This is a genomic window from Sphingomonas sp. Leaf407, assembly GCF_001425385.1.
GTDB lineage: Bacteria > Pseudomonadota > Alphaproteobacteria > Sphingomonadales > Sphingomonadaceae > Sphingomonas.
This window is the reverse complement of sequence record NZ_LMQO01000001.1, coordinates 1-24,965: the sequence shown is the minus strand read 5'-3', so window position 1 is coordinate 24,965 and position 24,965 is coordinate 1. Positions and strand designations below refer to the sequence as shown.

26 protein-coding genes and 1 tRNA gene are annotated in these 24,965 nt (G+C 68.9%); 15 read left to right on the top strand and 12 right to left on the bottom strand.

What is annotated here, in order from left to right:
* The first annotated feature begins 4 nt into the window (after window positions 1-4).
* Window positions 5-1,531 (top strand): DHA2 family efflux MFS transporter permease subunit, encoded by a 1,527-nt coding sequence (locus ASG37_RS00135; RefSeq protein WP_055755269.1) that lies wholly within the window; start codon window positions 5-7, stop codon window positions 1,529-1,531.
* A 213-nt stretch (window positions 1,532-1,744) separates the two neighbouring features.
* On the opposite strand, the gene ASG37_RS00130 is transcribed toward ASG37_RS00135, so the two are convergent.
* Genes ASG37_RS00130 through ASG37_RS00110 form a run of 5 tightly spaced genes read right to left on the bottom strand, consistent with a single transcriptional unit; the run spans window position 1,745 to window position 5,756 of the window.
* Window positions 1,745-2,890, bottom strand: a complete 1,146-nt coding sequence (locus ASG37_RS00130; RefSeq protein ID WP_055757114.1) for a DUF1501 domain-containing protein — start codon at window positions 2,888-2,890, stop codon at window positions 1,745-1,747.
* A 2-nt stretch (window positions 2,891-2,892) separates the two neighbouring features.
* Window positions 2,893-4,359: a DUF1800 domain-containing protein gene (locus ASG37_RS00125; protein ID WP_200909676.1), complete on the bottom strand. Its 1,467-nt coding sequence runs from the start codon at window positions 4,357-4,359 to the stop codon at window positions 2,893-2,895.
* On the bottom strand, window positions 4,356-4,817 hold the full coding sequence (locus ASG37_RS00120; protein WP_055755268.1) for a periplasmic heavy metal sensor: 462 nt from the start codon (window positions 4,815-4,817) through the stop codon (window positions 4,356-4,358). Before ASG37_RS00120 ends, ASG37_RS00125 begins: the two co-directional genes overlap by 4 nt.
* Window positions 4,814-5,212, bottom strand: coding sequence for a hypothetical protein (locus tag ASG37_RS00115; RefSeq protein WP_156348980.1), 399 nt, complete (start codon window positions 5,210-5,212; stop codon window positions 4,814-4,816). The genes ASG37_RS00120 and ASG37_RS00115 overlap by 4 nt, the downstream gene beginning before the upstream one ends.
* Window positions 5,205-5,756 carry an RNA polymerase sigma factor gene (locus ASG37_RS00110; RefSeq protein WP_055755266.1) on the bottom strand — a complete coding sequence of 184 codons (552 nt, stop codon included), beginning with the start codon at window positions 5,754-5,756 and terminating at the stop codon, window positions 5,205-5,207. The genes ASG37_RS00115 and ASG37_RS00110 overlap by 8 nt, the downstream gene beginning before the upstream one ends.
* A gap of 181 nt (window positions 5,757-5,937) precedes the next feature.
* Here ASG37_RS00110 and ASG37_RS00105 point away from each other — a divergent pair, with 181 nt between their 5' ends.
* From ASG37_RS00105 to ASG37_RS17860, 5 genes are read left to right on the top strand one after another with little or no spacing between them, the layout of a single operon-like run.
* On the top strand, window positions 5,938-6,885 hold the full coding sequence (locus ASG37_RS00105; RefSeq protein WP_055755265.1) for a hypothetical protein: 948 nt from the start codon (window positions 5,938-5,940) through the stop codon (window positions 6,883-6,885).
* Window positions 6,882-7,754 carry a HesA/MoeB/ThiF family protein gene (locus tag ASG37_RS00100; RefSeq protein ID WP_055755264.1) on the top strand — a complete coding sequence of 291 codons (873 nt, stop codon included), beginning with the start codon at window positions 6,882-6,884 and terminating at the stop codon, window positions 7,752-7,754. Before ASG37_RS00105 ends, ASG37_RS00100 begins: the two co-directional genes overlap by 4 nt.
* A complete protein-coding gene (locus tag ASG37_RS00095) occupies window positions 7,751-8,884 on the top strand; it encodes a hypothetical protein (protein ID WP_055755263.1) in 1,134 nt (377 codons plus the stop codon). The genes ASG37_RS00100 and ASG37_RS00095 overlap by 4 nt, the downstream gene beginning before the upstream one ends.
* A complete protein-coding gene (locus ASG37_RS00090; RefSeq protein WP_055755262.1) occupies window positions 8,881-9,981 on the top strand; it encodes a GNAT family N-acetyltransferase in 1,101 nt (366 codons plus the stop codon). The genes ASG37_RS00095 and ASG37_RS00090 overlap by 4 nt, the downstream gene beginning before the upstream one ends.
* Window positions 9,978-10,958 (top strand): hypothetical protein, encoded by a 981-nt coding sequence (locus ASG37_RS17860; RefSeq protein WP_055755261.1) that lies wholly within the window; start codon window positions 9,978-9,980, stop codon window positions 10,956-10,958. The genes ASG37_RS00090 and ASG37_RS17860 overlap by 4 nt, the downstream gene beginning before the upstream one ends.
* A 3-nt stretch (window positions 10,959-10,961) precedes the next feature.
* Here ASG37_RS17860 and ASG37_RS18175 read toward each other — a convergent pair whose 3' ends face one another.
* The 6 genes from ASG37_RS18175 to ASG37_RS00055 all read right to left on the bottom strand — a co-directional run bounded on the left by ASG37_RS18175 (window position 10,962) and on the right by ASG37_RS00055 (window position 15,911).
* Window positions 10,962-12,608 (bottom strand): c-type cytochrome, encoded by a 1,647-nt coding sequence (locus tag ASG37_RS18175; protein ID WP_055755260.1) that lies wholly within the window; start codon window positions 12,606-12,608, stop codon window positions 10,962-10,964.
* A 13-nt stretch (window positions 12,609-12,621) separates the two neighbouring features.
* The gene (locus ASG37_RS00075; protein WP_055755259.1) at window positions 12,622-13,179 is read right to left on the bottom strand and encodes a zinc ribbon domain-containing protein; all 558 of its coding nucleotides are present in this window, start codon (window positions 13,177-13,179) and stop codon (window positions 12,622-12,624) included.
* 38 nt (window positions 13,180-13,217) lie between these two features.
* Entirely contained in the window at window positions 13,218-13,856 is a 639-nt protein-coding gene (locus ASG37_RS00070; RefSeq protein ID WP_055755258.1) for a hypothetical protein, read from the bottom strand.
* 20 nt (window positions 13,857-13,876) lie between these two features.
* Window positions 13,877-14,347: a DUF5991 domain-containing protein gene (locus ASG37_RS00065; protein ID WP_156348979.1), complete on the bottom strand. Its 471-nt coding sequence runs from the start codon at window positions 14,345-14,347 to the stop codon at window positions 13,877-13,879.
* A 47-nt stretch (window positions 14,348-14,394) separates the two neighbouring features.
* The gene (locus tag ASG37_RS00060) at window positions 14,395-14,787 is read right to left on the bottom strand and encodes a hypothetical protein (protein ID WP_055755256.1); all 393 of its coding nucleotides are present in this window, start codon (window positions 14,785-14,787) and stop codon (window positions 14,395-14,397) included.
* A gap of 83 nt (window positions 14,788-14,870) precedes the next feature.
* Entirely contained in the window at window positions 14,871-15,911 is a 1,041-nt protein-coding gene (locus ASG37_RS00055) for a LacI family DNA-binding transcriptional regulator (protein ID WP_055757110.1), read from the bottom strand.
* Window positions 15,912-16,033: 122 nt separating this feature from the next.
* Here ASG37_RS00055 and ASG37_RS00050 point away from each other — a divergent pair, with 122 nt between their 5' ends.
* From ASG37_RS00050 to ASG37_RS00010, 9 genes are read left to right on the top strand one after another with little or no spacing between them, the layout of a single operon-like run.
* Window positions 16,034-17,275, top strand: a complete 1,242-nt coding sequence (locus tag ASG37_RS00050; RefSeq protein ID WP_055757107.1) for an MFS transporter — start codon at window positions 16,034-16,036, stop codon at window positions 17,273-17,275.
* A complete protein-coding gene (locus tag ASG37_RS00045) occupies window positions 17,275-18,336 on the top strand; it encodes a sugar phosphate isomerase/epimerase family protein (RefSeq protein WP_082447880.1) in 1,062 nt (353 codons plus the stop codon). Before ASG37_RS00050 ends, ASG37_RS00045 begins: the two co-directional genes overlap by 1 nt.
* Window positions 18,333-19,478: a Gfo/Idh/MocA family protein gene (locus ASG37_RS00040; RefSeq protein WP_055755254.1), complete on the top strand. Its 1,146-nt coding sequence runs from the start codon at window positions 18,333-18,335 to the stop codon at window positions 19,476-19,478. Before ASG37_RS00045 ends, ASG37_RS00040 begins: the two co-directional genes overlap by 4 nt.
* Window positions 19,475-19,852, top strand: coding sequence for a c-type cytochrome (locus tag ASG37_RS00035; RefSeq protein WP_055755253.1), 378 nt, complete (start codon window positions 19,475-19,477; stop codon window positions 19,850-19,852). Before ASG37_RS00040 ends, ASG37_RS00035 begins: the two co-directional genes overlap by 4 nt.
* On the top strand, window positions 19,849-20,778 hold the full coding sequence (locus ASG37_RS00030) for a hydroxypyruvate isomerase family protein (protein WP_055755252.1): 930 nt from the start codon (window positions 19,849-19,851) through the stop codon (window positions 20,776-20,778). The genes ASG37_RS00035 and ASG37_RS00030 overlap by 4 nt, the downstream gene beginning before the upstream one ends.
* Window positions 20,775-21,596, top strand: coding sequence for a DUF1080 domain-containing protein (locus ASG37_RS00025; protein ID WP_055755251.1), 822 nt, complete (start codon window positions 20,775-20,777; stop codon window positions 21,594-21,596). The genes ASG37_RS00030 and ASG37_RS00025 overlap by 4 nt, the downstream gene beginning before the upstream one ends.
* Window positions 21,593-22,174 (top strand): gluconate 2-dehydrogenase subunit 3 family protein, encoded by a 582-nt coding sequence (locus ASG37_RS00020; protein ID WP_055755250.1) that lies wholly within the window; start codon window positions 21,593-21,595, stop codon window positions 22,172-22,174. Before ASG37_RS00025 ends, ASG37_RS00020 begins: the two co-directional genes overlap by 4 nt.
* A complete protein-coding gene (locus tag ASG37_RS00015; RefSeq protein WP_055755249.1) occupies window positions 22,171-23,007 on the top strand; it encodes a sugar phosphate isomerase/epimerase family protein in 837 nt (278 codons plus the stop codon). Before ASG37_RS00020 ends, ASG37_RS00015 begins: the two co-directional genes overlap by 4 nt.
* Window positions 23,008-23,016: 9 nt before the next feature.
* A complete protein-coding gene (locus ASG37_RS00010) occupies window positions 23,017-24,693 on the top strand; it encodes a GMC family oxidoreductase (protein WP_055755248.1) in 1,677 nt (558 codons plus the stop codon).
* A 148-nt stretch (window positions 24,694-24,841) separates the two neighbouring features.
* On the opposite strand, the gene ASG37_RS00005 is transcribed toward ASG37_RS00010, so the two are convergent.
* A tRNA-Met gene (locus ASG37_RS00005) sits at window positions 24,842-24,918 on the bottom strand.
* Window positions 24,919-24,965: the final 47 nt, after the last annotated feature.

Sequence of the window (24,965 nt, the reverse complement as noted above, 5' to 3'; positions counted from 1 at the left end):
GCACATGGCCGGCAAAGACGATTTCAAGCCGTTCACCGGTCCGACGCTCTGGTTCGCCGGGATCGTGCTCGCGCTGACCAATTTCATGGTGGTGCTCGACACGACGATCGCCAACGTGTCGGTCGGGCATATCGCCGGGTCGCTCGGCATCTCGACCAGTCAGGGGACGTGGATCATCACCTCCTATGCGGTGGCGGAGGCGATCTGCGTGCCGCTGACCGGCTGGCTCGCCGGACGGTTCGGGACGCTGCGTACCTTCGTCGTCGGCATGATCGGCTTCGGCATCTTTTCGGTGCTGTGCGGGCTGTCGACCAGCCTGACGATGATCGTCGCCGCGCGGATCGGCCAGGGGCTGTGCGGCGGGCCGCTGATGCCGCTGACGCAGACGATGCTGCTGCGCATCTTCCCGAAGGAACAACATGGCCAGGCGATGGGCATGTGGGCGATGACCACCGTCACCGCGCCGATCCTCGGCCCTATCCTCGGCGGGACGATCAGCGATAGCTGGTCGTGGCACTGGATCTTCTTCATCAACATTCCGGTCGCGATCTTCTGCGTGTTCGGCGCGCTGCGGCTGCTGAAACCCGCCGAGACCGAGCGCCAGCCGCTCAAGGTCGACAAGATGGGCCTCGCGCTGCTGGTGCTGTGGATCGGCGCGCTCCAGATCATGCTCGACATCGGACGCGAGCACGACTGGTTCGAGGACCCGACGATCGTGATCCTAGGGCTGGTCGCCGCCGTGGGCGCGGCGGTTTTCGTCGTGTGGGAACTGACCGAGCGGCAGCCGATCGTCGACCTGCGCGTGTTCCGCCACCGGGGCTTCACCGTCGCGGTCGCCGCGCTGTCGTTCGCGTTCGGCACCTTCTTCGCCTCGGTCGTGTTGATCCCGCAATGGTTGCAGGCGAGCCTTGGCTACACCTCGACCTATGCCGGCTATGCCACCGCGTTCAACGGGATGGGCGCAGTCATCATGTCGCCGATCGTCGCGCAGTTGATGAAGAAGCACGATCCGCGCGCGCTGGTGTGTTTCGGCATCCTGTGGATCGCCGGGGCGACACTGATCCGGGTGGGGTGGACCACCGGGGCCGATTTCTGGACGCTGGCGTTTCCGCAGATCGTGCAGGGGTTCGGCATGCCGTTCTTCTTCATTCCGCTGACCACGATCGCGCTGGGTGCAGTCGAGCCGCACGAGACGGCATCGGCGGCGGGCGTGATGAGCTTCCTGCGCACCATGGCCGGGGCGATCGGCACGTCGGTATCGACGACGCTCTATGCCGACAGCATGATCGTCGCGCGCAGCGAGATGGTGTCGCGGCTCAACGCCGATCCGACCACGACCGCGCTGATGGCGCAGGGCTTCTCGCTCGATCAGGTCCGGGCCACGGTCGAGATGACGGTCGCGCGCGAGAGCAGCACGCTGGCGATCAACCACCTGTTCCTGTTGTCGGCGATGGTGTTCGGCGCGGCGGCGCTCATCATCTGGCTGGCCCCCCGGCCCAAGCGGATCGCGAAGCCGGGGGAAGCGCATTAGGACCGATCGACATTCAACCGGCCGTGACGCCGGCAAAGACCATCTCCGTCACCCCGGACTTGTTCCGGGGTCCACCGTGCAGCGATCGATAACGTTCGAGGCACTTGCGACAGCGTTCGCGGCCAGGTGGACCCCGGAACAAGTCCGGGGTGACAATGGAGGGTGGTGTTTTCGACCACGAGCTGCACCGGAATAGCTGAATGTCGATCGGCCCTAGAGGATAACCGGCACGCGACTGGTTCCGGTGCCCGCGAACAGGGCGTTCGCCACCCGCTGCGGATCGAGGTCATAGGCATGGGCGACGGCGGCCGAGATCAGCGCGTCGAGCTGCATCGTCGGGCGCAGGTCGCGCGCCTCGTGAAGCTGCGCGGGGGCCAGCCCCGGCCAGTCGGCGACGACCCGGCCGCCCTTGATCCGCCCACCGAACAGCATCGCTGCCGCGCCGGTGCCGTGATCGGTGCCGCCGGTGCCGTTCACCGCCACCGTCCGCCCGAATTCGGTCGCGACCAGCACGGTGGTGTCGCGCCATGCCGCGCCGAGGCCGGTCTGCAACGCGCCGACCAGCGCGTCGAGCCCCTTCAGGTTGGCGGCGAGCCGGCCGCGCTGTTGGCTATGGGTGTCCCAGCCGCCGGTTTCGATCATCGCGATCCGTGCGCCTTCGGCCGGGGCGAGCAGCTTCGCGGCGAGCGCGCCGGTCGCCGCCGCATCGCGTCCGCCGTTGCCGGTCAGGTCGCCGGCGAGCGTCCGGGTCGACAGTGCCTCGCTCCACAGCGAATGGAGCTGGGCATCGCCCTGATAGAGCATCGCGACCCGCTGGAGCAGGTCGTCGGACGCATCGGGCAGCGTCGAGGGGGCGTAGCTCGACACCTCATGCCGCCCGCGTAGCGCCAGCGGCACGGTGGCCGACACCGCAATCGCCTTCGCATTGCCTGACGGGATCAGGCCGAGCATCCGGTTGAGCCAGCCGTCCTTCACCTGATAGGCCCCTGCCCCGCCGGTTTCGAGGACGTTCTGCCCGTCGAAATGCGACCGGTCGCGATAGGGCGAGGCGACGGCATGGGCGAACAGCGCCTGCCCCTGCCGATACAGCGCCGCCGCCCCGGTCATCGCCGGATGCAGCGCGAAGGTCGTATCGAGGCGCGGCGCGGTCGCGAAGTCGGCGGCAAGTTGCCCACGCTGCGCGGCAAAGGCCGGATCGCCGACCGGCGCGACGATGCCGAGGCCGTCGGCCGCGCCGCGCTGGATGACGAACACGAAGCGACGGTCGGTTTCGGCACGGGCGAACGCCATGCGTGGCGCCACGCCCATCGCCAGCGCGGTAAGCCCTGAGCGGACCAACAGGGTACGACGGTCGATCATGGTCATCTCCGCATCATTTCCGGGCTGACGAGCAGCAGCGCCAGCCCCTGCGCCGGGCTTTCGGCGCGGGCGATCGCCTGCGTCGTGGCGGCCGACAGCCCATCGGGGAAGAGTTTCGCGCCGAGCGCGCGGGCGTCGGTCGCGGGGGTCCGTCCGGCCATGCGCTCGGCCGCCTCGACCCGGCGCATGATCGCATCGGGTCCGGCCCAGCTTGCCGCGACATCGTCATAGCCGATCGGCTGGCCCGGTTTCCACGCCGGCTGGCCGAGCTGGTTAAGCAGGCCGACGATCGCGCCGGGCTGCACCTCGCGCGTGCCGACCGCGCGGAAGGTCGCGACCGACCATTCCCATGGCGTGCGGAACTTGACCGGTGTCGGCACCCATGCCTCGGGCGAGGCGATGATCGCGCGGTACATTGTCGGCAGATCGCCGTTCGACGAGCGGTATGCCTGTTCCAGCCGGGCGATCATTGCCGGCGGGGGCACGTCGCCGGCGAAGTGGCGGGCAAGCTTGGTCGCGAGGTGCCGCGCGGTGGCCGGGCTGGCGGCGAGATCGGCCAGCACCTTGGTCGCCTGCGCCTCGCCCGCCGCCGGATAGCGGGTGCCGGTGATCGTGCGGTCGCCGGGTTCGTGCAGCGCGGGGGCGAACACGAAGCTGCCCGGCGCGGCATCGCCCGCAGCGCGCTGGGCGGGTCCCCGGGCAAGGCCGGCGACGGTCCAGCCGGTGAGCGCGCGGGCCAGTTCGATCACGTCGCCCTGGGTGTAACCGGTGCGGACGCCGAGCGTGTGCAGTTCGAGTGTCTCTCGCGCCAGATTCTCGTTCAGTCCCGCCCGGCGTCCGCCGCGCTGGCCGACCGGGCTGTTCGGGCCGACCGACACCGCCTGATCGAGATAGACGAGCATCGCCGGATGCCGTTCGACCGCCAGCAGCATGTCGGCGAAGCGGCCAAGGACGTGTGGCCGGATCGCCTCGAACTCAAGGGTGTGGGCAAGGCCGACCATCTCCAGCTTGTCGGCGGAGACGGCGAAGTGATTGGCCCAGAAATGCACCAGCCGCTCGACGAACGGCGTGGTCGTGGTGAGCGCGATGCCGGTTCGCACGGCGAGCGCGGCGGCATGGCCCTGTCGCAGATCACGCGCCGCCGCCTGCCGCGCGTCACGATACGGATCGGCTGGCGGCGCGGCGGTCGTCCCCGGACTCATTGGCGGCGGCACCGGGGCTGGGGCGGCGGGCTGCTGTTGGCGGCGCGGGCCATATTGTTCGCGCAGGTCGCGGCGTTGATCGTAGAACTCGGTCAGGCGCGCCGCGACCGCGCCGCTGGTGGGCACGGCGGCGATCCGCGCCGGGGCGGCGGTGTAGCGATCCAACTGGTCGAGCAGCCAGCGCCGGGGGTCGCCCGATGGCGTCTCGTCAGGCCGCGCGCCCAGCCCGAAGCGGGTCAGCGCGGTGGTGATGCCGGGCGTGGTCATGATCCGGTTCCTTGCGCGCCGCGCCCGCCGCGCAGCATGGTGGTTCGCAGTCCGGCGGCGAGCGCGGCGCGGTCGTCGGGCGACAGCGTCGCGGCGAAGGCGACGATCGCCGCTTCGCGCGCCTGCCGCAGCGTGAGGTCGGCGACGCGGGCGCGATCGAGCGCGGCGGCCAGCGCCGCTTGGTCGAACGGCTGCGCGACCAGCGCCGCCGCCGCATCGGCGCGGGCCTGTCGTGCCCGGTCGAGCAGCGGCCGGTTGGCGCTTCTCGCCTGCCGCAGCATCGCGCGGAACCGGGGCTGCTGCGCTGTGCTCAGCGCATTGCCCGCGTCGCGCAGCCGGGCAATGGGCGCAGGTGCCAGCGAGCGGGTGAGCATCCAGCCGCCGCCGAGCAGCGCCCCCAGCAGCAGCGCGTTGAGTGCCAGCGACATCATCAGCCAACGCCATGTCGATCGCGTCATCGTCCCGCCTCCCATCCGCCGAACGCGGTATCGGCATAGCCGCCATCGTCGCTGACGATCGGCGGCGGTGGCAGCAGCGTGACGGCCAGCGCCCCCGCCGCCGCGCCCGCCAGCGTCAGTCCGGCCAGTCCCGACCACCACAGCGCGATCGGCCCGCGACCGCGCGGTTTGGGCGCATGGCGCAGGATCGAGTCGGCCAACCCGTGCGGTACCGCCACCGGCGACCAATCGGCGAGTACCGCATCCAGCCGATCAGCCTGCGCCAGCAGCATTGCCCCTTGCGCCGACGAGGCCAGCCGGATCGCGGCCGCCTGCTCGTGCGCCGGCCAGCGGACGATCGTGCCGCCATAGGCGTCGCACAGCGCCGAAAACTGCTGCAAATCCATGTCACGCATCTCCGTCATCGACCAGGGCGGTGCGCAACGTCCGGCGCGCGCGGGCCAGCAGGCTTTCGACCGCCTCGACGCTGGTGCCCAGCAGCGTCGCCACCTCGGCATTGGGCAGGTCCTGATAGCAGGTGAGCAGCACCGCCTCGCGTTGGCGATCGGGCAGGCGGGCGACCGCCGCCGCCACCGCCGCCGCGCGCTCGCTCGCCAGCAGGTCCGCCTCGGCATCCGGTGCCGGGTCGGGCCGTTCGGGCGGATCGGCCATCACGATCGCGTGGGGCCTGCGCAGCCGGTCGCGACACAGGTTGAGCGTGACAAGATGGACCCACGTATCGAACCGCGCCGTCCCCGGTCGCCAGCGCGGTGCCTGTCGCCAGATGCGCGTGAAGACCTCCTGTGCGACATCCTCCGCCTCGCCGGAATCGCCGAGCATCCGCCGGGCGAGCGACAGGATGCGACCGAGCTTCGCTGTGACCATCGCGCGGGGCGCACCCGCCTCCCCCGCCGCCAGCCGGCGCAGCAGCGCGGCATCCGGGTCGGCGTCCGCGGTCACGCGGTTCCGGTCGGGGAAAGGGTCCGGCGGTGGTTCGGCATGGGCGTTTCATAGCATCCTTGTTCCCGTTCAACGCGATGGCACGACCGATCCGTCGCGAGCCCGATCGATTTTTCGCCGCGCGACCCTTCGCCGAAAAGCTGATACGCCAGTCGCGACCACGACGCTGAATGAGGGCACGATGCGCTCGGGACCATGGTTGCAGGCGTTTTCCGGCAGGTTCCTGCACCTGCGTTTCCGCTCGGGCGCCACGCACCGCGTCGAGATCGTCGAGCGGCCGCGCCGGACGCTGTCGCCGGCGGACTTCGCCGCGCTGGAGGCGGCATGCCGTACCGTGGTTGCCGCCTGTCTCGACGGGCGGCAGCTCGACTATGGCCTGTTCGCGCCCGATGGCCTGGCATGGGACCGCAGCGTGGTGACGCTGATCCGCGATGCCTCAAGCGGCGCGCCAGTCGCGTTCAACGCCATGCCGCTGCTGCCGGTCGAGCGCGGCGGCGTGGGCGAGGAGGTGCTGCATCTGGGACTGGTGATGGTCGATCCGGCGGCGCGCAGCGGCGGGCTGTCGTGGATCCTCTATGGCCTGACCTGCTTCGCGCTGTTCGTACGGCGTGGCCTGCGTCCGCTGTGGATCAGCAGCGTGACGCAGGTGCCCGCCGTCGTCGGCATGGTCGCCGAGACGTTCGACGACGTCTATCCGGCGCAGGCGGCCACGCGCGCCAGCTTCGCGCACCGGCATCTGGCGCATCAGATCATGCGCGGCTCTCGCGCGGCGTTCGGCGTGGGCGCGGAGGCCGGGTTCGACCCCGTCGGCCATGTCATCACCGACGCCTATACCGGCGGGTCGGACCATCTGAAGAAACGCTTCGACGTCGCGGCCAAGCACCGCGACGAACGCTACAACCGCTTCTGCGCCGAAACGCTCGATTACGATCGCGGCGACGACGTGTTGCAGATCGGGCGGATCGACCTTGCGACTGCGCGGCGGTTCCTGTCGCGCAGCGTGCCGCGCCATGCCGTCCCGCAACTGGCGGTGCAGGGGGCGATCATCGCGGTGCAGGCGGTAGTCGCGCCGTTGCTGCAATGGCTTGCCGCCGACCGGCCCCTTGGCAGATTGAGACCCGTGCGATGACCGGCTTCGACTATGGTGAAATGACCACGCGCAATCGCGGCTTCGTGAGCGAGGCGGAGCAGGCGCGGCTGCGCGCGGCGTGCGTGCTGATCCCCGGTGTCGGCGGCATGGGCGGCGCGGCGTTCATGGCGCTGGTGCGCGCCGGGGTTGGGCGGTTCGTGATCGCGGACATCGATACGTTCGAGGTGTCGAACCTCAACCGGCAGTTGTTCGCGACGCTCGACACCGTTGGCATGGGCAAGGCGGCGGCGGCGCGCGACGGGGCGCTGCGGATCAACCCGCAGGCGGAAATCGAGGTGCTGGGCGGCGAATGGCCGCACGCGCTCGACCGGTTGGTCGCGATGGCCGACGTGATCGTCAACGGGATGGACGATGCGGCGGCGGGGGTCCATCTGTATCGCCGGGCGCAGGCGGGGGGCCGCACCGTGATCGATGCCTATGCCTCGCCGCTACCGTCGGTCACGGTGGTCCGCCCCGACGCGCCCCGGCCCGAAGTGCGGCTGCGCTACCCGACGGTCGGGGTGGCGTGGACCGAGATCGACGCGGACATGCGCGTCGCCTGCCTGCAACGCGAGATCGAATATGTGCTGACCCACAGTTCGTCGCACGCCCATGTCGACCTTGGCGTCGCGGCGGAGGTGGCGGCGGGCAAGCGGTCGCGATTCTCGTTTGCGACGATGGTGACGATGGCGGGGACGATGATGGCGGAGGAGGCGATCCGCGTGATCCTCGGCCGCGCGGGCGGGACCGATCATCGCGGCTATTTCCTCAACCCGCACCGGGTACGGATCGAACGGCCGCTGCCCGCTCCGATCGCGGCGGTGCGCGGCATCGTGGTCCGGCGGTTCCTGCGGCGGATGATGGCGTGATCGATACGATCATCCTCGGCATGGCGCTCGTCGCGCTGCTGATCGCGCGGCAGGGGGTCGCCGTGACCGCCGCGCGATCGGCGGTCGCGGCGCGGTTGCGCGCGCTCTATACGCTCACCGCGATGCTGGCGGGGTTGCGGCTGCTGACGCCGGTCGTCCCCGCGACGCCGGTCGTCGTGGCGTTGATGACCGTCGCGGCATGGCTGCCGTTCGCAGCACTCCGGCTGGTCGAGGAACTGTGCCGCCGCCATGCCCGGCGGAGTGTCAAGCTGCTGGCGCTGGGCGGTGGCCTAGGCTTTTCGGTGCTGGCGGTGACGCTGGGGGTGGTGTGGAGCGCGGCGGCGCTGCTGGCGCTGGCCGGGTTTCAGGCGATGATGCTGGTGCTGATGATCGCGCAGATGGCGCGAGCGCGCCGCGACCTTAGGCTCGCCGAGCGGCGGACGCTCGACAGTTTCCTGCTGGCGCTGGCGCTGACGATCCCGCTGGCGCTGACCGATTTCACCGCGCTGCTGCCCGACGCGCCGGTGCGCGGCGGGGCGATCGCCGCGTTGGTGATGGTGCTCGGATCGTCGCGGCTGGCCGAGGATCGCGGCACGCCGCTGGGGCTGGTCGCCGATCTGATGGTGGCGATCGGCGCGGGCGGCGTGCTTGTGGCGATCGGCCGGGCGGTGCTGCCCGACGTCGACCTCGCAAGCGGATTACGACTGACCGCCGCCGGTGGCGCGCTCGCCGCGCTGCTGCTGCTGATCGAGCGGACGCGCGATCTGGCGGGACAGGGATCGGGCCTGACCGCCGCGCTCGCGCGGGTCGCGGGCGACGACATGGGCGCGATCCTGTCGGCGCATCCGCTGCTCGACCATGCGCGGATCATCGAGGGCGACGCGCTTGCCGCCTATCCCCCGGCGAGCGTCGCCCGGCTGCTCGACCACCGCGTCGTGCGGGGCGATCTGGCCGATGCCGAGGCGCGCGATGCGGCGTGCGACCTGCTGCTCGCGACCCAGGCGACGCATCTGATCCGCCTCTCGCGCGATCCGCCACGGCTGCTCGCGGTGGCGGCCGGGGGCCTTGCCGGACGCAGCCTCGACGATGAGATCGCGCTGGCCGCCCGACTGATCGAGCGGGCGGCATGACGATCGAGCTGCGCACCGGCGACCGCGAGGCGTTCTTCGACGCGCCGTTCCACGCCTATCGCCCGCACGACGGCTATGTCTCGCCGCTCAGGAGCGACATCCGGCGGATGCTCGATCCGGCGGCCAATCCGTTGTGGCAGGCGGGCAATCGCTTCGCCTTCTGGACCGCGCATCGCGACAGCAGACCGGTCGGGCGGATCGTCGCCCATGTCCACGGCCAGTCGAACGAGCGCCATGACACCGCCCGCGCGCAGTTCGGCTTCTTCGACTGCGCCGACGATGACGTGGCGGCGGGCGTGCTGCTGGGCGCGGCGGAGGATTTCGCGCGCGATGCCGGGCAGCGCGAGCTGATCGGCAACTTCAACCTGACGGCGATGCAGCAATGCGGGGTGATGACCGACGGTTATGGCGCGCCCGGCTATACCGACATGGTCGTCAACCCGCCGCATGTCCCGCGCCTGCTCGAAGCGCATGGTTTCACCCGCTGCTTTCCGATGCGCACGTTCGAGCTGGACCTGCGCGATGCCCGGATCGATGGCCTGCGCGTGCCTGCGGCGGACGGGGGCTTCCGCTTCGCACCCATCGAAAAGGCGAGCTTTGTCGAACGGATGGAGGAAGCCCGCGCGGTGCTGAACGACGGGTTTGCCGATAATCCGATGTTCGTGCCGCTGACCGCCGACGAGTTCCGCTTTCAGGCGGGCGAGATGATGTCGATCCTCGACCCCCGGCTGTCGTCGGTATTGCTGCATCACGATCGCCCGGTCGGCACGATCGTCTGCATCCCCGATCTGAACGGGTTTCTCGCCGCGACGCGGTCACGGATCGGGCTGACCACGCCGTTCCACTATCTGCGCTATCGGTTGCGGCGCAGGCGGGCGGTCATCATCTTCTATTCGGTGGTACAGGACCATCACGGACAGGGGCTGATGGGCGGCATGCTGGCGCGTACCGTCACCGCGCTGCGCGATGCGGGCTATGAACGGCTCGGCATCACGTGGATCGCCGATGGCAATGTCGCCAGTCTGCGGCAGATGGAAAAGCTCGGCGCGCGGTCGCTGCACCGGCTGCACCTGTTCCGCAAGGATGTCGCAGGATGACGATCGACCGTGGCGTGTTGATCGCCGAGGCGGCGCTCGCCCCGAGTGTCCACAATGTCCAGCCGGCGCGCTGGCGCTGCATCGGGGACGACGGGATCGCATTGTTCGAGGATGTCGCGACCCGGCTCTGCGTCGGCGATCCGACCGGCAACGATGCGCGGATCAGCCTTGGCGCGGCGGCGGAAGGGCTGCGGCTTGCCGCCGGACGTGCCGGATTTGCGCTGCGCGAGGCGGAGCTTCCCTTGGCCGAACCGGGTCTGGTGCCGGTCGCATGCTACCGGCTCGTGTCCGACGCGGCGGCTGCCGATCCGCTCGCCGGGGCGGTCGATGCCCGTCGGTCGTGGCGCGGGGCGTTTGCGAAGACGGACGATGCCGATCGCGGCGCGGCGGCGGCGCTGGCCGGGGCGAATGCTAAGGTCGTGACCGATCGGGCGCTGCTCGCCGAACTGGCGCGGGTCTATGATGCGGCGAGCTATGGCGTTATGCGCGATGCCGGGTTCCGCCACGAGTTGCTGTCGTGGATGCGGTTGCGGCGCGGCCATCCGCGCTGGGCGATCGATGGCCTGAATGCGCGAGCGATGGCGATGGGCGCGGTCGAGGCGCGCGGTGCCGGGGTAGTGCTGGGCAAGGGCTTCGCGCTGCTCGACCGGGTCGGGCTAGCCCGGCCGTTGCTGGCGGAGGGGAGCAAGATCGCCACGGCGGCGGGGCTGGTCGTGTTCCATCGCCCCGGCGACGAAGCGCCGTTCGAGAGTGGCCGCCACTTCTACCGCCTGTGGTTGCGGCTGGAGGCGGCGGGGTTCGGCGCGGCGGTGCTGGCGGCGCTCGCCGACGATCCTGCGGCGGCGCGGACGGTGGCGGCTATGGCCGGGGTGCCGGCGGGCGAGCGGGTGGTCAGCGCCTTTCGGATCGGGCGGCGTCCGGCGGGGGCGGCTCCCCTGCCCCGCGCGCGGCGCTCGCTGGATGATCTGCTGGTGTGAGGATCACAGCAGTTTGAGGAAGGCGATCAGCGCCGCCTTGTCCCGCGCCCGCAGATCGGCACCGAAGCCGTGGCCGCCGTTGCCACGTCCCGGCTGGCGCGTATCGATCCATACGCCTTGCGAAAACGGGCGATAGCCGCGCGGATAGCCGCCGTCCGCGCTAAGCCGCAGCCCGACCCGGTCGAAATCGAGCGCATGGCCGCCGACCTGAAACCGCGCGGGCCGCCGCTCGGGCGACAGCAGCGCGTCGAGCGTCGGCACCGATCCGTTGTGGAGATAGGGCGCCGAGGCCCACAGCCCGGTCAGCGGCGGCGCGGCATAGCCCTGCCCCGCCGTCACCGCGATCCGGCTGCGATAGGCGGTGCGACCGACCGCATCGGCCAGCGGTTTGGCGAAAGTGGCGGCGCGCAGCGGATCGGTGCCGACCTCGCCGATCCAGTTGGGATAGCGCTCCAGCCGCGCGCCCCGCCCCGACAACCGATAGTCGCCGTGGCAGGCGGCGCACGCCTGGGCATAGACCGCTGCCCCGGCCCGCGCTTCTCCCGGATCGACCACGCCCGGAAACGGCGGCGGGCGATAGGTTTCGAGGAACGCGACGACCGCCGTCGCATCGCCGAGGCTGTCGAGCGCGGCATCGGGATGCACGCCCATGCTGGGCACGGTAAAGAAGGTGGTGATCGCCGCCAGCGCCCGGCGATGCTCGGGTGTCAGGTCGGCGCGGGTCGTCGCGCGCCGCGCCGCGCCCGGCACGCCATAGGCACCGTCGACGAGCAACCGGGTCCGCAGCACCCGGTCGCCGAGATCGGGGATCGAGACGGTGCCGACGTCCCCCGTCCCGCCGCCGATCAGCGGCAGACCCAGCGCCGCCTTCAGCGCGGCGACGCCGTTGGTGGTGCCCGGCGTGCCGTTGGGAAAGGGCAACGGCCGCGCCGCGTCACCCAGCGCCGCCAGCCGCCGCCGGACCAGCGGCAGGACGATCAGCCGCAGCGTCGCGCGCTCGCGCAGGCTCATGTCGGGGAACAGCGCATCGGCGGCGGGGAGCAGCCGGTCGCTGGCGGCGAAGCGGCGCAGCGCGGCGAACACCGTCATGGTATAGGCTTCGAGATCGAGCGAGGTGTTGGGCATCCCCAGCACCGCCCGCGCCGGATCGGGCGTACCGTCGGGGCGATAGGCGACGCCGGCGTGGCAGGCGGCGCAGCCGAGATTGGCGACGCGTACCACGCTGCCGCCGACCGGCGCGACATCGCCGGTGGTCAGCCCAAGCGGCATGGCAGTCGCGGTCGCCGCGACACCCGGCGGGCGGTTGACGACGGCGGCACCGTTCAGGAACCCGAAGCGGGCGAGGACCCGTGCCAGCGTCGCCGCGTCGATGCGCACGGCAGGATCGCGGGCCTGCTCGTCAAGGACCAGCGCGGCGGCGACCAGCCGCCACGGCACGGCATTGCGCGACAGCGCGGCCATGCTGATCCCGCCGAACCCGGCCCCCTCGAACGCCGCTGCGCCTCTTGCCACCGCATCGGCCTGACGGGCGACGGGGGGACGGGTCAGCGACTCTGCGACCGGATGCGCACCGCCCCATAGCAGCGCGGCGAGCAGCGGCAGCGCCGACACTACCAGCGCGCGCCGGCCCCAGCGTCGTGGCAGAGTCATCGCCCTGTGCCGATCATCGGTCCGGCGTGCAGGCGTGGAGGATCGTCGTACCGGCGATCGCGCTCGCCCGGCGACAGGTAAGCGTGATGCGCGTGCCGCGTGCCGGATCGGGCGGTACGATGCCCTCCGCAAGATTGGCGGCGACATAGTTGAAGCGGGTCCGCCCTTCGAGCGACAGCGACGGGTTGGTGCCGCCGGTCGCCGAGACGATCGTGCCGGTCGCCGTGACCGGCTGGTCGTAGCGCGCGCTGGCGGCTGCAGGATCGTCGCGGAATGCCGCGTCGATCGCGGCGACGGTGGTTCGGGTCGCCTGGACGTCCCGGACGTCGCGTCTGTCCGTGGCCGGCGTCGGTTCGGGTGCGGCGATCAGGCGGGCCGCGTCACGCTGGTCCCACAGGAAGATGCCGATGATGGCGAGCGCCACGACGATCATCGCCGGCAGGATCAGTCCGCCCCGCCCTTCACGTTGCGCCTTCGCCGGCGCGACGGCATCGGCTGCCGCCGCGCCGCAGGTGGGACAGAAGCGCGCGTCGGCGGGAAGGTCGGCCCCGCACCGGGTACAAAAGGCCATGGAGTTTCTCCTTGGGTCTGCATCGAAGCGACGGTCCGTCACGGCAGGAACGGCAGCGATTCGATCACGCTCTCGCCGGTGTGGCGCTTGCACAGCCGGTCGATCGCGAACATCGTGACGATGGCGGCAACCAGACCCGCGATCGCGGCAGCAGCATCGCCCCAGCCGCTAGCCCAGCCGGACACGACCACCAGCGCGACGATCGCTCCGATCGCTTCCGCGACGAGATAGCCAACGAACAGCAACCGCTTGCCCCACGTCATCGGCGGAGCGACGGCCACTTTCGCGGCGCGGCGCGGAGGCGGCGGCGCGGCCGACGGCGCATCGATCGGCGCCTGTCCGGCCAACGCCCGTGCGGGTGCCCGCATCGCCCACACCAGCGAGCGATAGAGCGCGACGCCGATCAGCAGCAGGAAGCCGCCCATCATCACCATCCCGCCCACCTCGCCACCCCGGGGAAAGACCAACGAGGTCAGCATCGCCGCCGCGACGATCGACAGGCAGAGAGCGACGACGTGCAGCAGGAAGCTGACCCCGGCGCGGCGGACGAAGCGGACATAGTCGCGCTGCGTCACCGGCCACGCCGGCCCCTTGCCGTTCACGCGGTAGAGATAGCCTTCGGGCCGCTTCTCGAACTGCATCGCCATGAAGCCGCCGCATAGCGTAAGGATACCCATCGCCTGTCTCCCGATGGCGGTTACAGCGCCTTGTAGAACAGCTTGCCGGTGCGCGGCGTCGCGTCGGCCGAGGCGGTGAGCGCCTGTAACGCGGTGACGAGCCCGCGCGGAGTGCGCGTCAGCGTGAACAGCGCCTGCCCCCGGCGATAGCCGCTGTCGAACATATTGTCCGCACCATAGCCGTGGAATTTGATGACGATCGACTTGCCCTGCGGCGTGACGGTGCAGCGGATGCGCTTGTTGGTCTGAAACCCCTGCCCGTTCAGCGTGCAACCGGTCGGGCCGTTGCCGGGGCCGACGCCGAGCGTGTAGGTGATGAATGCGACGATGCTGTCGGTCGGGGTGTTGCCGCCGTGCCGGCCGACGTTCTCTTCCCAGACATATCGGCCGTTCCAGCCGGCGTCCTGTGCCGAGGCCGGAGTGGTAAACGTCGCTGCCATGGCGGCGAGCGACAGGGTGATCGTTGTGGTAGCCGCAAAACGGGTTCGCATGACGAGTCTCCTCAAGGCTTGATAGTGAAGGGAATTACGTTCGGGCGTCAACGCGCGGTCAGCGGCAGGCGGCCGGTGAGCGGGGTGATGGCGAAATCGGCACCGCCGCGCGGCGAGGGCCACATCGCGATCTGAAACCGTTGCCGGGCGGCGCAGACGTTCATCGTCCACACCTCGAAATGGCCGCCGAGCGTGCGCGCCGGCCGGGTCGGCTGACGCGGCACATAGCTGCGCGGCATGATCGCCCGGTCGGCGGAATAGATCATCCGGCAGCCGCCGGTGCGGCTGGAATAATCGGCGATGGCGCTCAGCACGTCGGCCTGAAGCCGGGGACTGGCCATGCTCGCTCCGGTGATCCTGAGCGGATAGGCGGCGGCGGGCGTCGCGCCCGCGATCGTGCCAGTGACGAGAGCGGCGGCGATGAAAGACATGCGTTTCATGGTCCTTACTCCTTCATGGCGCCCGTCATGAGGGCACGAAGCAGTAATTAGGCACCGTTCAATTAACCGCAATTGAACATCGATCAATTGTTGGCCGGTTGCGACGAACCGAGCTGCACCGCCCGCGACCGGGCGGGCGCGGTGCTGTGCCGCAGGACCAGTTCGTGCGGCAACGTGACCTGTCGTTCGATCGCGACATCACCGTTCAGGATAGCGATCAGCAGGTCGACCGCGCGCGCGCCGATGACCGCCTTGGGCTGGGCGATGGTGGTGAGCGGCGGATCGAAATAGCAGGCGAACGGCAGGTCGTCGAAACCCGTAACCGACACGTCGGCCGGACACGAGAGGCCGGCGGCGCGAATCGCGCTGATCGCGCCCAACGCCATCTCGTCGCTGAAACAGGCGATGGCGGTGACGCCCCGCGCCACCAGTTCGGCCGCCTGTTCATACCCCGACCGGGCCGAATAGTCGCCCGCGCGCACGATCGCCTTGTCCTCCAGCCCGTGCCGGCGCGCCGCCGCCAGTGCCCCGGCCAGCCGGTCGCGGCTGATCGGGCTGGCGGCGGGACCGGTGACGATGCCGATCGCGGTGTGGCCGAGGGCGACGAGATGCTCGATCGCTTCGGCACTGGCGGCGGCATTGTCGATATGCACGCTCGGCACCGTCAGGCTCTCGCTATATTCGCAGCCGTTGACGATCGGCGCGGTCGCGCCGTCGCGCGCCAGCAGCGGAGCGAGCGTGGCGGGTAGACGGTGGCCGAGGAAGATCAACCCGTCGACCTCACGCCTCGCGAGCATCTCGGCATAGCGGTCCTCGATTTCCGGGTCGTGCCGCGTGTCGCCGACGATCACGGTATAGCCGGCGTCGCGCGCGGCTTCCTCGACGCCGCGAATGACGCTGGCGAAGAACGGGTTGGAGATGTCCGGCACGGTCAGCAGAATCTTGGCGGCCCGCAGCGTCCGCAGCGATCGCGCGGCGACGTTGGGGGCATAGCCGAGCGCCTCGACCACTGCCAGCACGCGGCGGCGCGTTGCTTCGGCCACCCGGTCGGGCTGGCTGAACACCCGGCTGACCGTCGCGATCGAAACGCCCGCGCCGGCAGCGACATCGATGATCGTCGGCATATTGCCTGTCTGGATCGGTTTCGCGACTTTGTCGATGTAAAGCTTTACATCGATCATCGTTCGACCTAGCCTCCGACCCAACTAAGCAGCAAAGCTGCACGAGGAGAGGATGGCGAATGGCCATGGCCGACGATAGCGTGCATGCGAGGCACGACGCCACGAGGGGCAGTCTGACCGCGCGGCTGAGCGTGTTGATGTTCATGCAGTTCTTCGTTTGGGGGGCATGGCAGGTCACGCTCGGACTGGTGATGCAGACGGTCGGCATCGGCAATCTGATCGGCGATGCGTTCTCGATGGGACCGATCGCGTCGATTGTCGGGTCGCTGCTGCTCGGCATGGTCGCGGTCCGCTATGTCTCGCCGCGGATGCTGATGGTGATCCTGCATCTGGTCGGCGGTGTGCTGCTGTTCCTCATGCCTGCGCTCATCACGCCCGAACGCGGTGCGACGTTCGTCGCGCTGCTGCTGGGCTATATGATCCTCTACATGCCGACGGTTGGTCTCGCGAACACGATCGCGCTCAAGAGCTTCGGCGACCGGACGGACAAGTTCCCGTTCGTCCGCGCGTTCGGCACCATCGGCTGGATCGCGTCGGGGTTCGTAATCGACTGGACCGGACTGCCCGCCAGTCCGCAAATCTTCACCGTCGCGGCGGTCGTTTCGATCGCGCTCGGCCTCTACAGCTTCAGTTTGCCGGCGGTCGATGCCGACAAGGCGCAGGGGGGAAGCCTTCTCAGGCAGGTATTCTGCGTCGAGGCGTTCTCGCTGATGCGACAGCGTTCGTTCCTCGTCTTCATCGCCTGTGCGACGCTGATCTCGATCCCGCTGGCGATGTATTATGCCTATGCCTCGAACTATGTCGGCGCGGTCGGCATCACGAACGTCGCGAGCACGCTGGCGATCGGGCAGATGTCCGAGCTGGTATTCATGTTCTCGATGCCGCTGCTCTATCGCCGCTTCGGGGTGAAGCCGCTGCTGCTGGTCGGTATGGCGGCATGGGCGCTGCGCTATGCGCTATTCGCCATCGGCGATGGCGGCGACGGGCTGTGGGCGGTCTACCTCGGCGTCGCGCTGCATGGGGTGTGCTACGACTTCTTCTTCGTCGCCGGTGCGATCTATACCGGCACGATCGCCAGTCCCAAGGGCGTGAACGCGCAGGCGCAGGGGATGCTGACGCTGTTCACCTATGGCGTGGGCATGCTGCTCGGCTCGCAGATCGGCGGGCTGCTCTATGCCGCGCTGCCCGCGACCCCCTCGGTCGCCGACTGGCATCAGCTCTGGTGGTATCCCGCCATCGCCGCCGCGATCATCGCCGTGCTGTTCCAGTTCACCTTCCGCGACACCACCAAGGGGGCGATGGCATGATGAAGGGTCCGGGCATCTTCCTCGCCCAGTTCAAGGGCAGCGAACCGCCGTTCGACACGCTGGAGAACCTTGCCGAATGGGCGGCGGGGCTGGGCTATGTCGGGGTGCAGATTCCGTGCGATCCGCAGTTGATCGACGTGAAGCTGGCCGCCGAGAGCAAGGATTATTGCGACGACCTGCGCGGTACCCTCGCCCGCCATGGCGTCGAGCCGACCGAATTGTCGACGCATCTGCAAGGGCAGTTGGTCGCGGTGCATCCGGCCTATGACACGCTGTTCGACGGCTTCGCGCCGCCCGAGGTTCACGGCAAGCCCGCCGAGCGGCAGGCATGGGCGGTCGAACAGGTGAAATATGCCGCGCGCGCCAGCGCCAATCTGGGCCTGAAAGCCCATGCAACCTTTTCGGGGGCGCTGGCATGGCCCTATGTCTATCCGTGGCCGCAGCGTCCGGCGGGGCTGGTCGAGGAAGCGTTCGCCGAACTGGCGCGGCGCTGGCGGCCGATACTCGACGTGTTCGCCGAGCACGGCGTCGCCTGCGCCTATGAAGTGCATCCCGGCGAAGATCTGCACGACGGCGCGACGTGGGAGCGGTTCCTCAAAGCCGTCGATTATCATCCGGCGGCGCGGCTGTTGTTCGATCCGTCGCATTACGTGCTGCAACAGCTCGACTATCTCGACTTCATCGATCGCTACCATGACCGGATCGCCTGCTTCCACGTCAAGGACGCCGAGTTCAACCCGACCGGACGGTCGGGGGTGTATGGCGGCTATCAGGACTGGGTCGATCGCGCGGGACGGTTCCGCTCGCTGGGCGATGGTCAGGTCGATTTCTCCGCGATCTTCAGCCGCATGGCGCAATATGGCTATGACGGCTGGGCGGTGCTCGAATGGGAATGCGCGCTGAAACGCGGCGAGGACGGCGCGCGCGAGGGTGCGCCGTTCATCCGCGATCACATGATCCGCCTGACCGATCACGCCTTCGACGATTTCGCGCAGAGCGGCGTCGATCGCGGCGCGATCCGCAAGCTGATGGGGCTGTCGCCCGACGGAGCCGCGGAATGAGCCGGCGTCTGCGTCTGGCGATGGCCGGCGGTGGCGAAGGCGCCTTCATCGGCGCGGTCCACCGCATGGCGGCGGCATTGGACGGCGACTGGGAACTGGTCGGCGGCGCGTTCAGCACCGATGCCGGGCGTAGCCACCGTTCGGGCGCGGCGCTGGGGCTCGACCCAACGCGGGTGCATCACGATCTGGCGGCGTTGCTGGCCGACGAAGCCTCCCGCCCGGCGGACGAACGGATCGACGCGCTGGCGATCGTGACGCCCAATCACCTTCATGCACCGATGGCGATCGCCGCGCTGGAGGCGGGCTTCCACGTCTTTTGCGAAAAGCCGATGGCGATGAGCGTCGAGGAAGCACGCGCGATCGCCGCTGCGGCGAAGGCGAACGGGCGGCACTTCGCGCTCGCCTTCACCTACAGCGGCTATGCGCTGGTCGCGGAGGCGCGGGCGCGGATCGCGCGGGGCGACCTGGGCGAGATCCGCCGGGTGCAGGTCGAATATCTGCAAGGCTGGCTGAGCGCGCCGATCGATGCCGATGGCAACAAGCAGGCGGCATGGCGCACCGATCCGGCCAAGGCCGGGATCGGCGGGTGTCTCGGCGATATTGGCACCCATGCGTTTCATCTGGCGGAACAGGTGTCGGGCTTGCCGGTCGCGGCGGTTTCGGCCGATCTGGCGACCCATGTCGCCGGGCGGCGGCTCGACGACGATGTCGGCGCGCTGCTCCGGTTCGACAATGGCGCGCGCGGCACGCTGGTCGCGAGCCAGGTCGCGGCGGGCGAGGAGAATGGCCTCCGGCTGCGCGTCCACGGATCGCTCGGTGGTCTGGAATGGTCGCAGATGGAGCCGAACACGCTGACCCTGCGCTGGCTCGACCGGCCGGCGGAGATCGTTCGCGCAGGCGGACCGGGGATGGACGCGCAAGCGGCGGCGCTGCTTCGTACACCGGCGGGTCATCCCGAGGGGTATATCGAGGCATTCGCCAACCTGTATCGCGGGTTTGCGGCAATGATCCGTGGCGACGAGGAACCGGCTATTCCGGGAGTTGGCGATGGCCTGCGAACGATGGCCTTTATCGAGGCGATGGTCGCGAATGCCGCAGGCAGCGACAAATGGACGCGGATCGACATGGGAGAGACGGCATGATTCGATGGATCGCGGGAACGGCGGGCGCGGTGGTCGCGGTGACGCTGGGCGGCATGGCGCTGGCGCAGATCGCCCCGGCCCCGGCGGCACCGCCCGCCTTCGCCGCCTGTCGCGCCTGTCATACGGTGAACGCCGGCGGCAGGAACGGCATCGGCCCCAACCTCAACGGCGTCGTCGGGCGCGCGGCGGCAAGCGTGGCCGGCTTCAACTATTCGCCGGCGATGAAGAAGGCGAACCTGCGCTGGGACGAAAAGACGCTGAACGAGTATTTGGCGGCCCCGGCCAAGAAGGTGCCGGGCACACGCATGCCGATCGCCACGCCCGATGCGGCGAAGCGCGCGGCGATCATCGCCTATCTCAAGGTCGCGAAATGACCCTGTCGCGTCGCACCGTCCTCGCCGGTGGCGCGGCCGTTACCGCCGCCTCGGGCGTGCTCGCCGCGCAGCGCCCGGCCGCATCGAACGCAGCGAAGTTCGGCCTGCATTTCGCACCGCACGAGGGCAGCTTCGCCAGTCGTGGCGGGCGGATCGAACAGATCGCCTATGCCGCCGACCAGGGCTTTACCGCATGGGAGGACAATGAGGCGGCGACCCGCCCCGTCGCCGAACAGGAGGCAATGGCGAAAGCGCTGTCGAGCCGTGGCATGAAGATGGGCGTGTTCGTCGCCAGCATGCCGAAATGGTCGCAGTCGCGCCCCCTGCTCGGCGGCAACGACGATAGCGAGCGCGACGGCTTCCTCGCCGATCTTCGTGCCTCGATCGAGGTTGCGAAGCGGCTGAACGCCGACCGGATGACCATCGTCACCGGTTTCCTCGACCCGAAGCTGCCGATCGATATTCAGACCGCGCGGGTGATCGACGTGATGCGCCGTGCCGCCGAGATCATCGCGCCGACCGGCGCGGCGATGGTGATGGAGCCGCTCAACACCCGCACGAACCATCCCGGCGTCTACATGCAGACGATCGCGCAAGGCTATGCCGTCGCGCGCGGGGTGAACAGCCCGGCGGTCAAGGTGCTGGCTGACCTGTACCATGAACAGATCCAGTCGGGGAATCTGATCCCGACGCTGGCGATCTGCTGGAACGAGATCGGCTATATCCAGTTCGGCGACAATCCGGGACGCAACGAACCCGGCACCGGCGAAATCAACTATGCCACCATCGTCCGCTGGCTGAAGAACAAGCGCTATGCCGGGGTGATCGGCATGGAACACGGCAATTCGGTGAAGGGCCGCGCGGGTGAGGAACGGCTGATCGCCGCCTATCGCGCGATCGACGTCGCCGCAGGAGAAGGTGCATGACGATCCGTACCGCAGCGCTGATCGCCTCGGCGCTGGTGATTGCTCCCGCCGGGGCGCAGGACAAGCCGGGGTTCCGCGATACGCCGACGCTGCCCGATGGCAAGTGGCGCGTTCACGACGCCGACCGCCCTGCCCCGACGGTCGTCGTTCCCGCTGCGACGCCGGGCGGCGCGCCGGCCGATGCCGTCATGCTGTTCGACGGGCGCTCGACCGCCGCATGGGTGGCGGAACGATCGATGTGGCCGGTCGCGGGCGGTGCGCTGACCATCCCCGCGCGGGCGACCAGCGGCGGCGAGAACAACCTGCGTACGAAGCAGGGGTTCGGCGACGTTCAGCTTCATCTGGAGTTCCGCTCGCCCAACCCGCCGACAAAGACGTCGCAGGATCGCGGCAACAGCGGCATCTGGTTCATGGACCGGTACGAGGTGCAGATCCTCGATGGCTGGCGCAACCCGACCTATGCCGATGGCACGATCGGCGCGGTCTATGGCTGGAAGCCGCCGCTGGTGAATGCGGCGCGGGCGCCCGGCGAATGGCAGAGCTACGACGTCGTGTTCGAACGGCCCCGCTTCGCGGCCGACGGCACGCTCGTCCGCCCGGCCTATGTCACCGCGTTTCTGAACGGCGTGCTGGTGCAGAACCATCAGGCGATGCTGGGCGAAACCGCGTGGCGGCAGGTCGCGCGCTACACCGCCCATGCCGATACCGCGCCGATCCGGTTGCAGGATCATGATTCGCCGGTGTCGTTCCGCAACATCTGGGTCCGTCCGCTTGGTGCCGAGGCGATCGCGCAGGACCTGCCGGAGAAGGCCCGATGATCGATCGCAGACATGCCCTTGCCGGGATCACCGCCATGTTCGGCACCGCCATGTTCGCGCCGATCGCCCGCGCGGCGCAGGCGGTCAGCGCGGTGCGCGGCACGGCGGCGCTACCAGTCATCAGCGACGGTCCGCCGAGCGTTGCCGTGTTCACCGCCCCCCAACGCGCGTTGATGACCGCGCTTAGCGAACGGGTGATCCCGACCACCGACACCCCCGGCGCGATCGCCGCCGGTGTGCCGGCGTTCATCGAAAAGCTGTTGGCCGACTGGGCCAAGCCGGAGGACAAGGCACCGATCCTCGCCGGGCTGAATGCCGTCGAGGCGCGCAGCATCGCCGACTACAAGGTATCGGCGGTGAAGGCGACGCCGGCGCAGCAGGACGCGCTGCTGACGCTGGCGATGAACAAGGCGCTGGGCGACGACGGGCGCTTCTTCGAGAATTTCCGCCAGCTCGTCATCACCGGCTATTACACGTCGGAAATCGGAATGACGCAGGAACGCGAATATCTGCCGGTGCCGGGCGAATATAACGGCGCCTTCCCCTATGCCCAGGTCAACAAGGTCTACAGCGCATGATCCTTTCCCGTCGCCATCTACTGGCCGGCGCCGGCGGTTGCGCCGCGCTGACCCTTGCCGGAACGCCCGCCTTCGCTGCGCGGCTCGGGCCGATCGGCCTGCAACTCTATACGGTGCGCGAACTGTTCCAGAAGGACCCGGTCGCCACGCTGCGATCGGTCGCGAAGATCGGCTACCGCGAGGTCGAATATGGCGGTGGCGGGTACGACGCCATGGACCATGGCCTGCTGCGCCGGACGATGCACCGGCTGGGGCTACGCGCGCCGTCGATCCATGTCGGCTATGACGCGCTGCTCGGCAATTTCGACAAGTCGGTGGCGATGGCCAAGGCGCTCGGCGCGGACACGATCGTCCTGCCCTACATGACCGACGAGCATCGCACCGAGGCGGGCTGGCAGGCGGCGCTCCCCAACATCAACCGCTTCGGCGAGCAGTTGCGCCGCGCGGGGCTGGGCTTCGCCTATCACAACCATGATTTCGAATTCACCATCCGCCCCGGCGGCGTCAGCCTGTACGAACAATTGCTGACGCGGACCGACCCGGCGCTGGTGAAGGTCGAACTCGATCTCTACTGGGTCGCCTTCGCCGGCGAGGACCCGGCGGCGCTGATCGAGCGGCTGGGATCGCGTATCTACGGCTATCACGTCAAGGACATGCGCGCCGACCGCAGCATGACCGCGGTCGGTGCCGGACGCACCGATTTCGCGAAACTGTTCGCGCTGAAGGGCAGCGCCGGCGTCCGCCATTTCTATGTCGAGAACGACCAGGCACCCGCCCCCTATCTTCCCGACATCACCACCAGCTTCCGCACTTTGCGTAGCCTCCGGTACTGAGGATCCATCATGGCAGCGACCAACCGTTTCGACGCGATCGTCATCGGCTCCGGCGTCAGCGGCGGGTTCGCCGCCAAGGAACTGACCGAAAAGGGCCTGCGCGTGCTGATGCTCGACCGTGGCAAGATGGTCGAGCATGGCGAGGGCTATCCGTACGACGGCAAGCCCGCCTATGAGGTGCCCGCGCGCAACATCATGCCGCAGCCGCTGATCGAGAGTGATTATTTCATCGCCAAGCACGGCTATGTCGCCCCGAGCAACATGGGCTTCTACAACAACGACCGGCTGAACCCCTATGCGTTCGACGAGGGCGACAAATTCTACTGGATCCGCCCTGGCGCGGTCGGTGGCAAGTCGCTGATCTGGGGCCGCTGGACGTTCCGCTGGAGCCCGGACGATTTCGCAGCGAACCAGCGCGAGGGCGTCGATGGCGCATGGCCGATCGGCTATGACGATGTCGCCCCATGGTACAGCTATGTCGAGAAATACATCGGCGTCTCGGGATCGCGCGAGAATCTGCCCTATCTGCCCGACAGCGAATTCCAGCCGGCGATGCCGATGAACGTCGCCGAGAAATGGCTCAAGGGCCGGCTGGAAAGCGGGTTTCCGGGACGCAAGCTCATCAACACCCGCCTGTCCAACATGACCGAGGACAAGCCCGACCAGAACCGCACGAAATGCCAGTTCCGCAACCAGTGCGGCAATGGCTGTTCGTTCGGCGCCTATTTCTCGACACAGGCGGTGACGCTGCCCGCCGCGCGCGCGACCGGTCGGCTGACGCTCCAGTCCGACGCGGTCGTCACCAGCCTCGACTATGACGCGGCACGCAAGCGCGTGACCGGGGTGCGCTATATCGATGCCAAGACCGGACAGGCGCAGACCGTCAGTGCCGATCTGGTGTTCCTGTGCGCCTCGGCGATGGGATCGGTGCAGATCCTGATGAATTCACGCGCGCCGGGCAGCGAGCGCAGCCATTTCGATACCAGCGGGACGCTCGGCCGCTATGTCATGGACCATATCTTCCGCGTCGGCGTGTCGGGCGAAATTCCCGGCATGGAGGAGTTCATCGAATATGGCCGCCGCCCCGGCGGCGTCTACGTCCCCCGCTTCCGCAACCTGAACCCGACCGAGGATGTCGGTTTCAAGCGCGGCTATGGCTATCAGGGCAGCGCCCGCCGCGATCCCGCCGCCCCGGTCGGGTTCGGCGCGAGCATGAAGCAGGGCATGCGACGCTATTCGCCGTGGAAGTTCAGCATGGGCGCGTTCGGCGAATGCCTGCCCTATGCCGACAACCGCGTCTCGCTGAAGGCCGACAAGCTCGACCGGTTCGGCGTTCCGCTGATGCGTTTCGACGTCCGCTTCCGTGAAAACGAGCTGCGCATGATGCGCGACGCGCGCGAACAGGGCGAGGCGATGCTCAAGGCGGCAGGCATGCGCAACGTCACCAGTTACGAGGGCGAGCACGTCCCCGGCGACGCGATCCACGAAATGGGCGGTGCGCGGATGGGGGCGGACCCCGGCAAGTCGGTGCTGAACGGGTGGAGCCAGGCGCATGACGCGGCCAATCTGTATGTGACTGACGGCGCACAGATGGCATCGGTGTCTTGCGTCAACCCGTCACTCACTTTCATGGCGCTGACAGCACGAGCCGCAGATCATGCGGTCAAGACGATGCGGCAGGGATAAGGCATACGTCTGGCGATCGGCGGCACGCGCCGCCGGTCGCCAACCTTGTTGGCCGCCTGCGCGGAGACGCATCGTTGTATCGCGCCGAACGCAAGCTGGCCCGCAGTCCTGTTGGACGCGGGCTATGTGTTGTGAGGCGTTGTAGTTTTGGTTGCGGGGACAGGATTTGAACCTGTGACCTTCAGGTTATGAGCCTGACGAGCTACCGGGCTGCTCCACCCCGCGACACCTTGTTCGCCGTTGTAGGCGGAAGGGGTGTGGATATTTGAGAC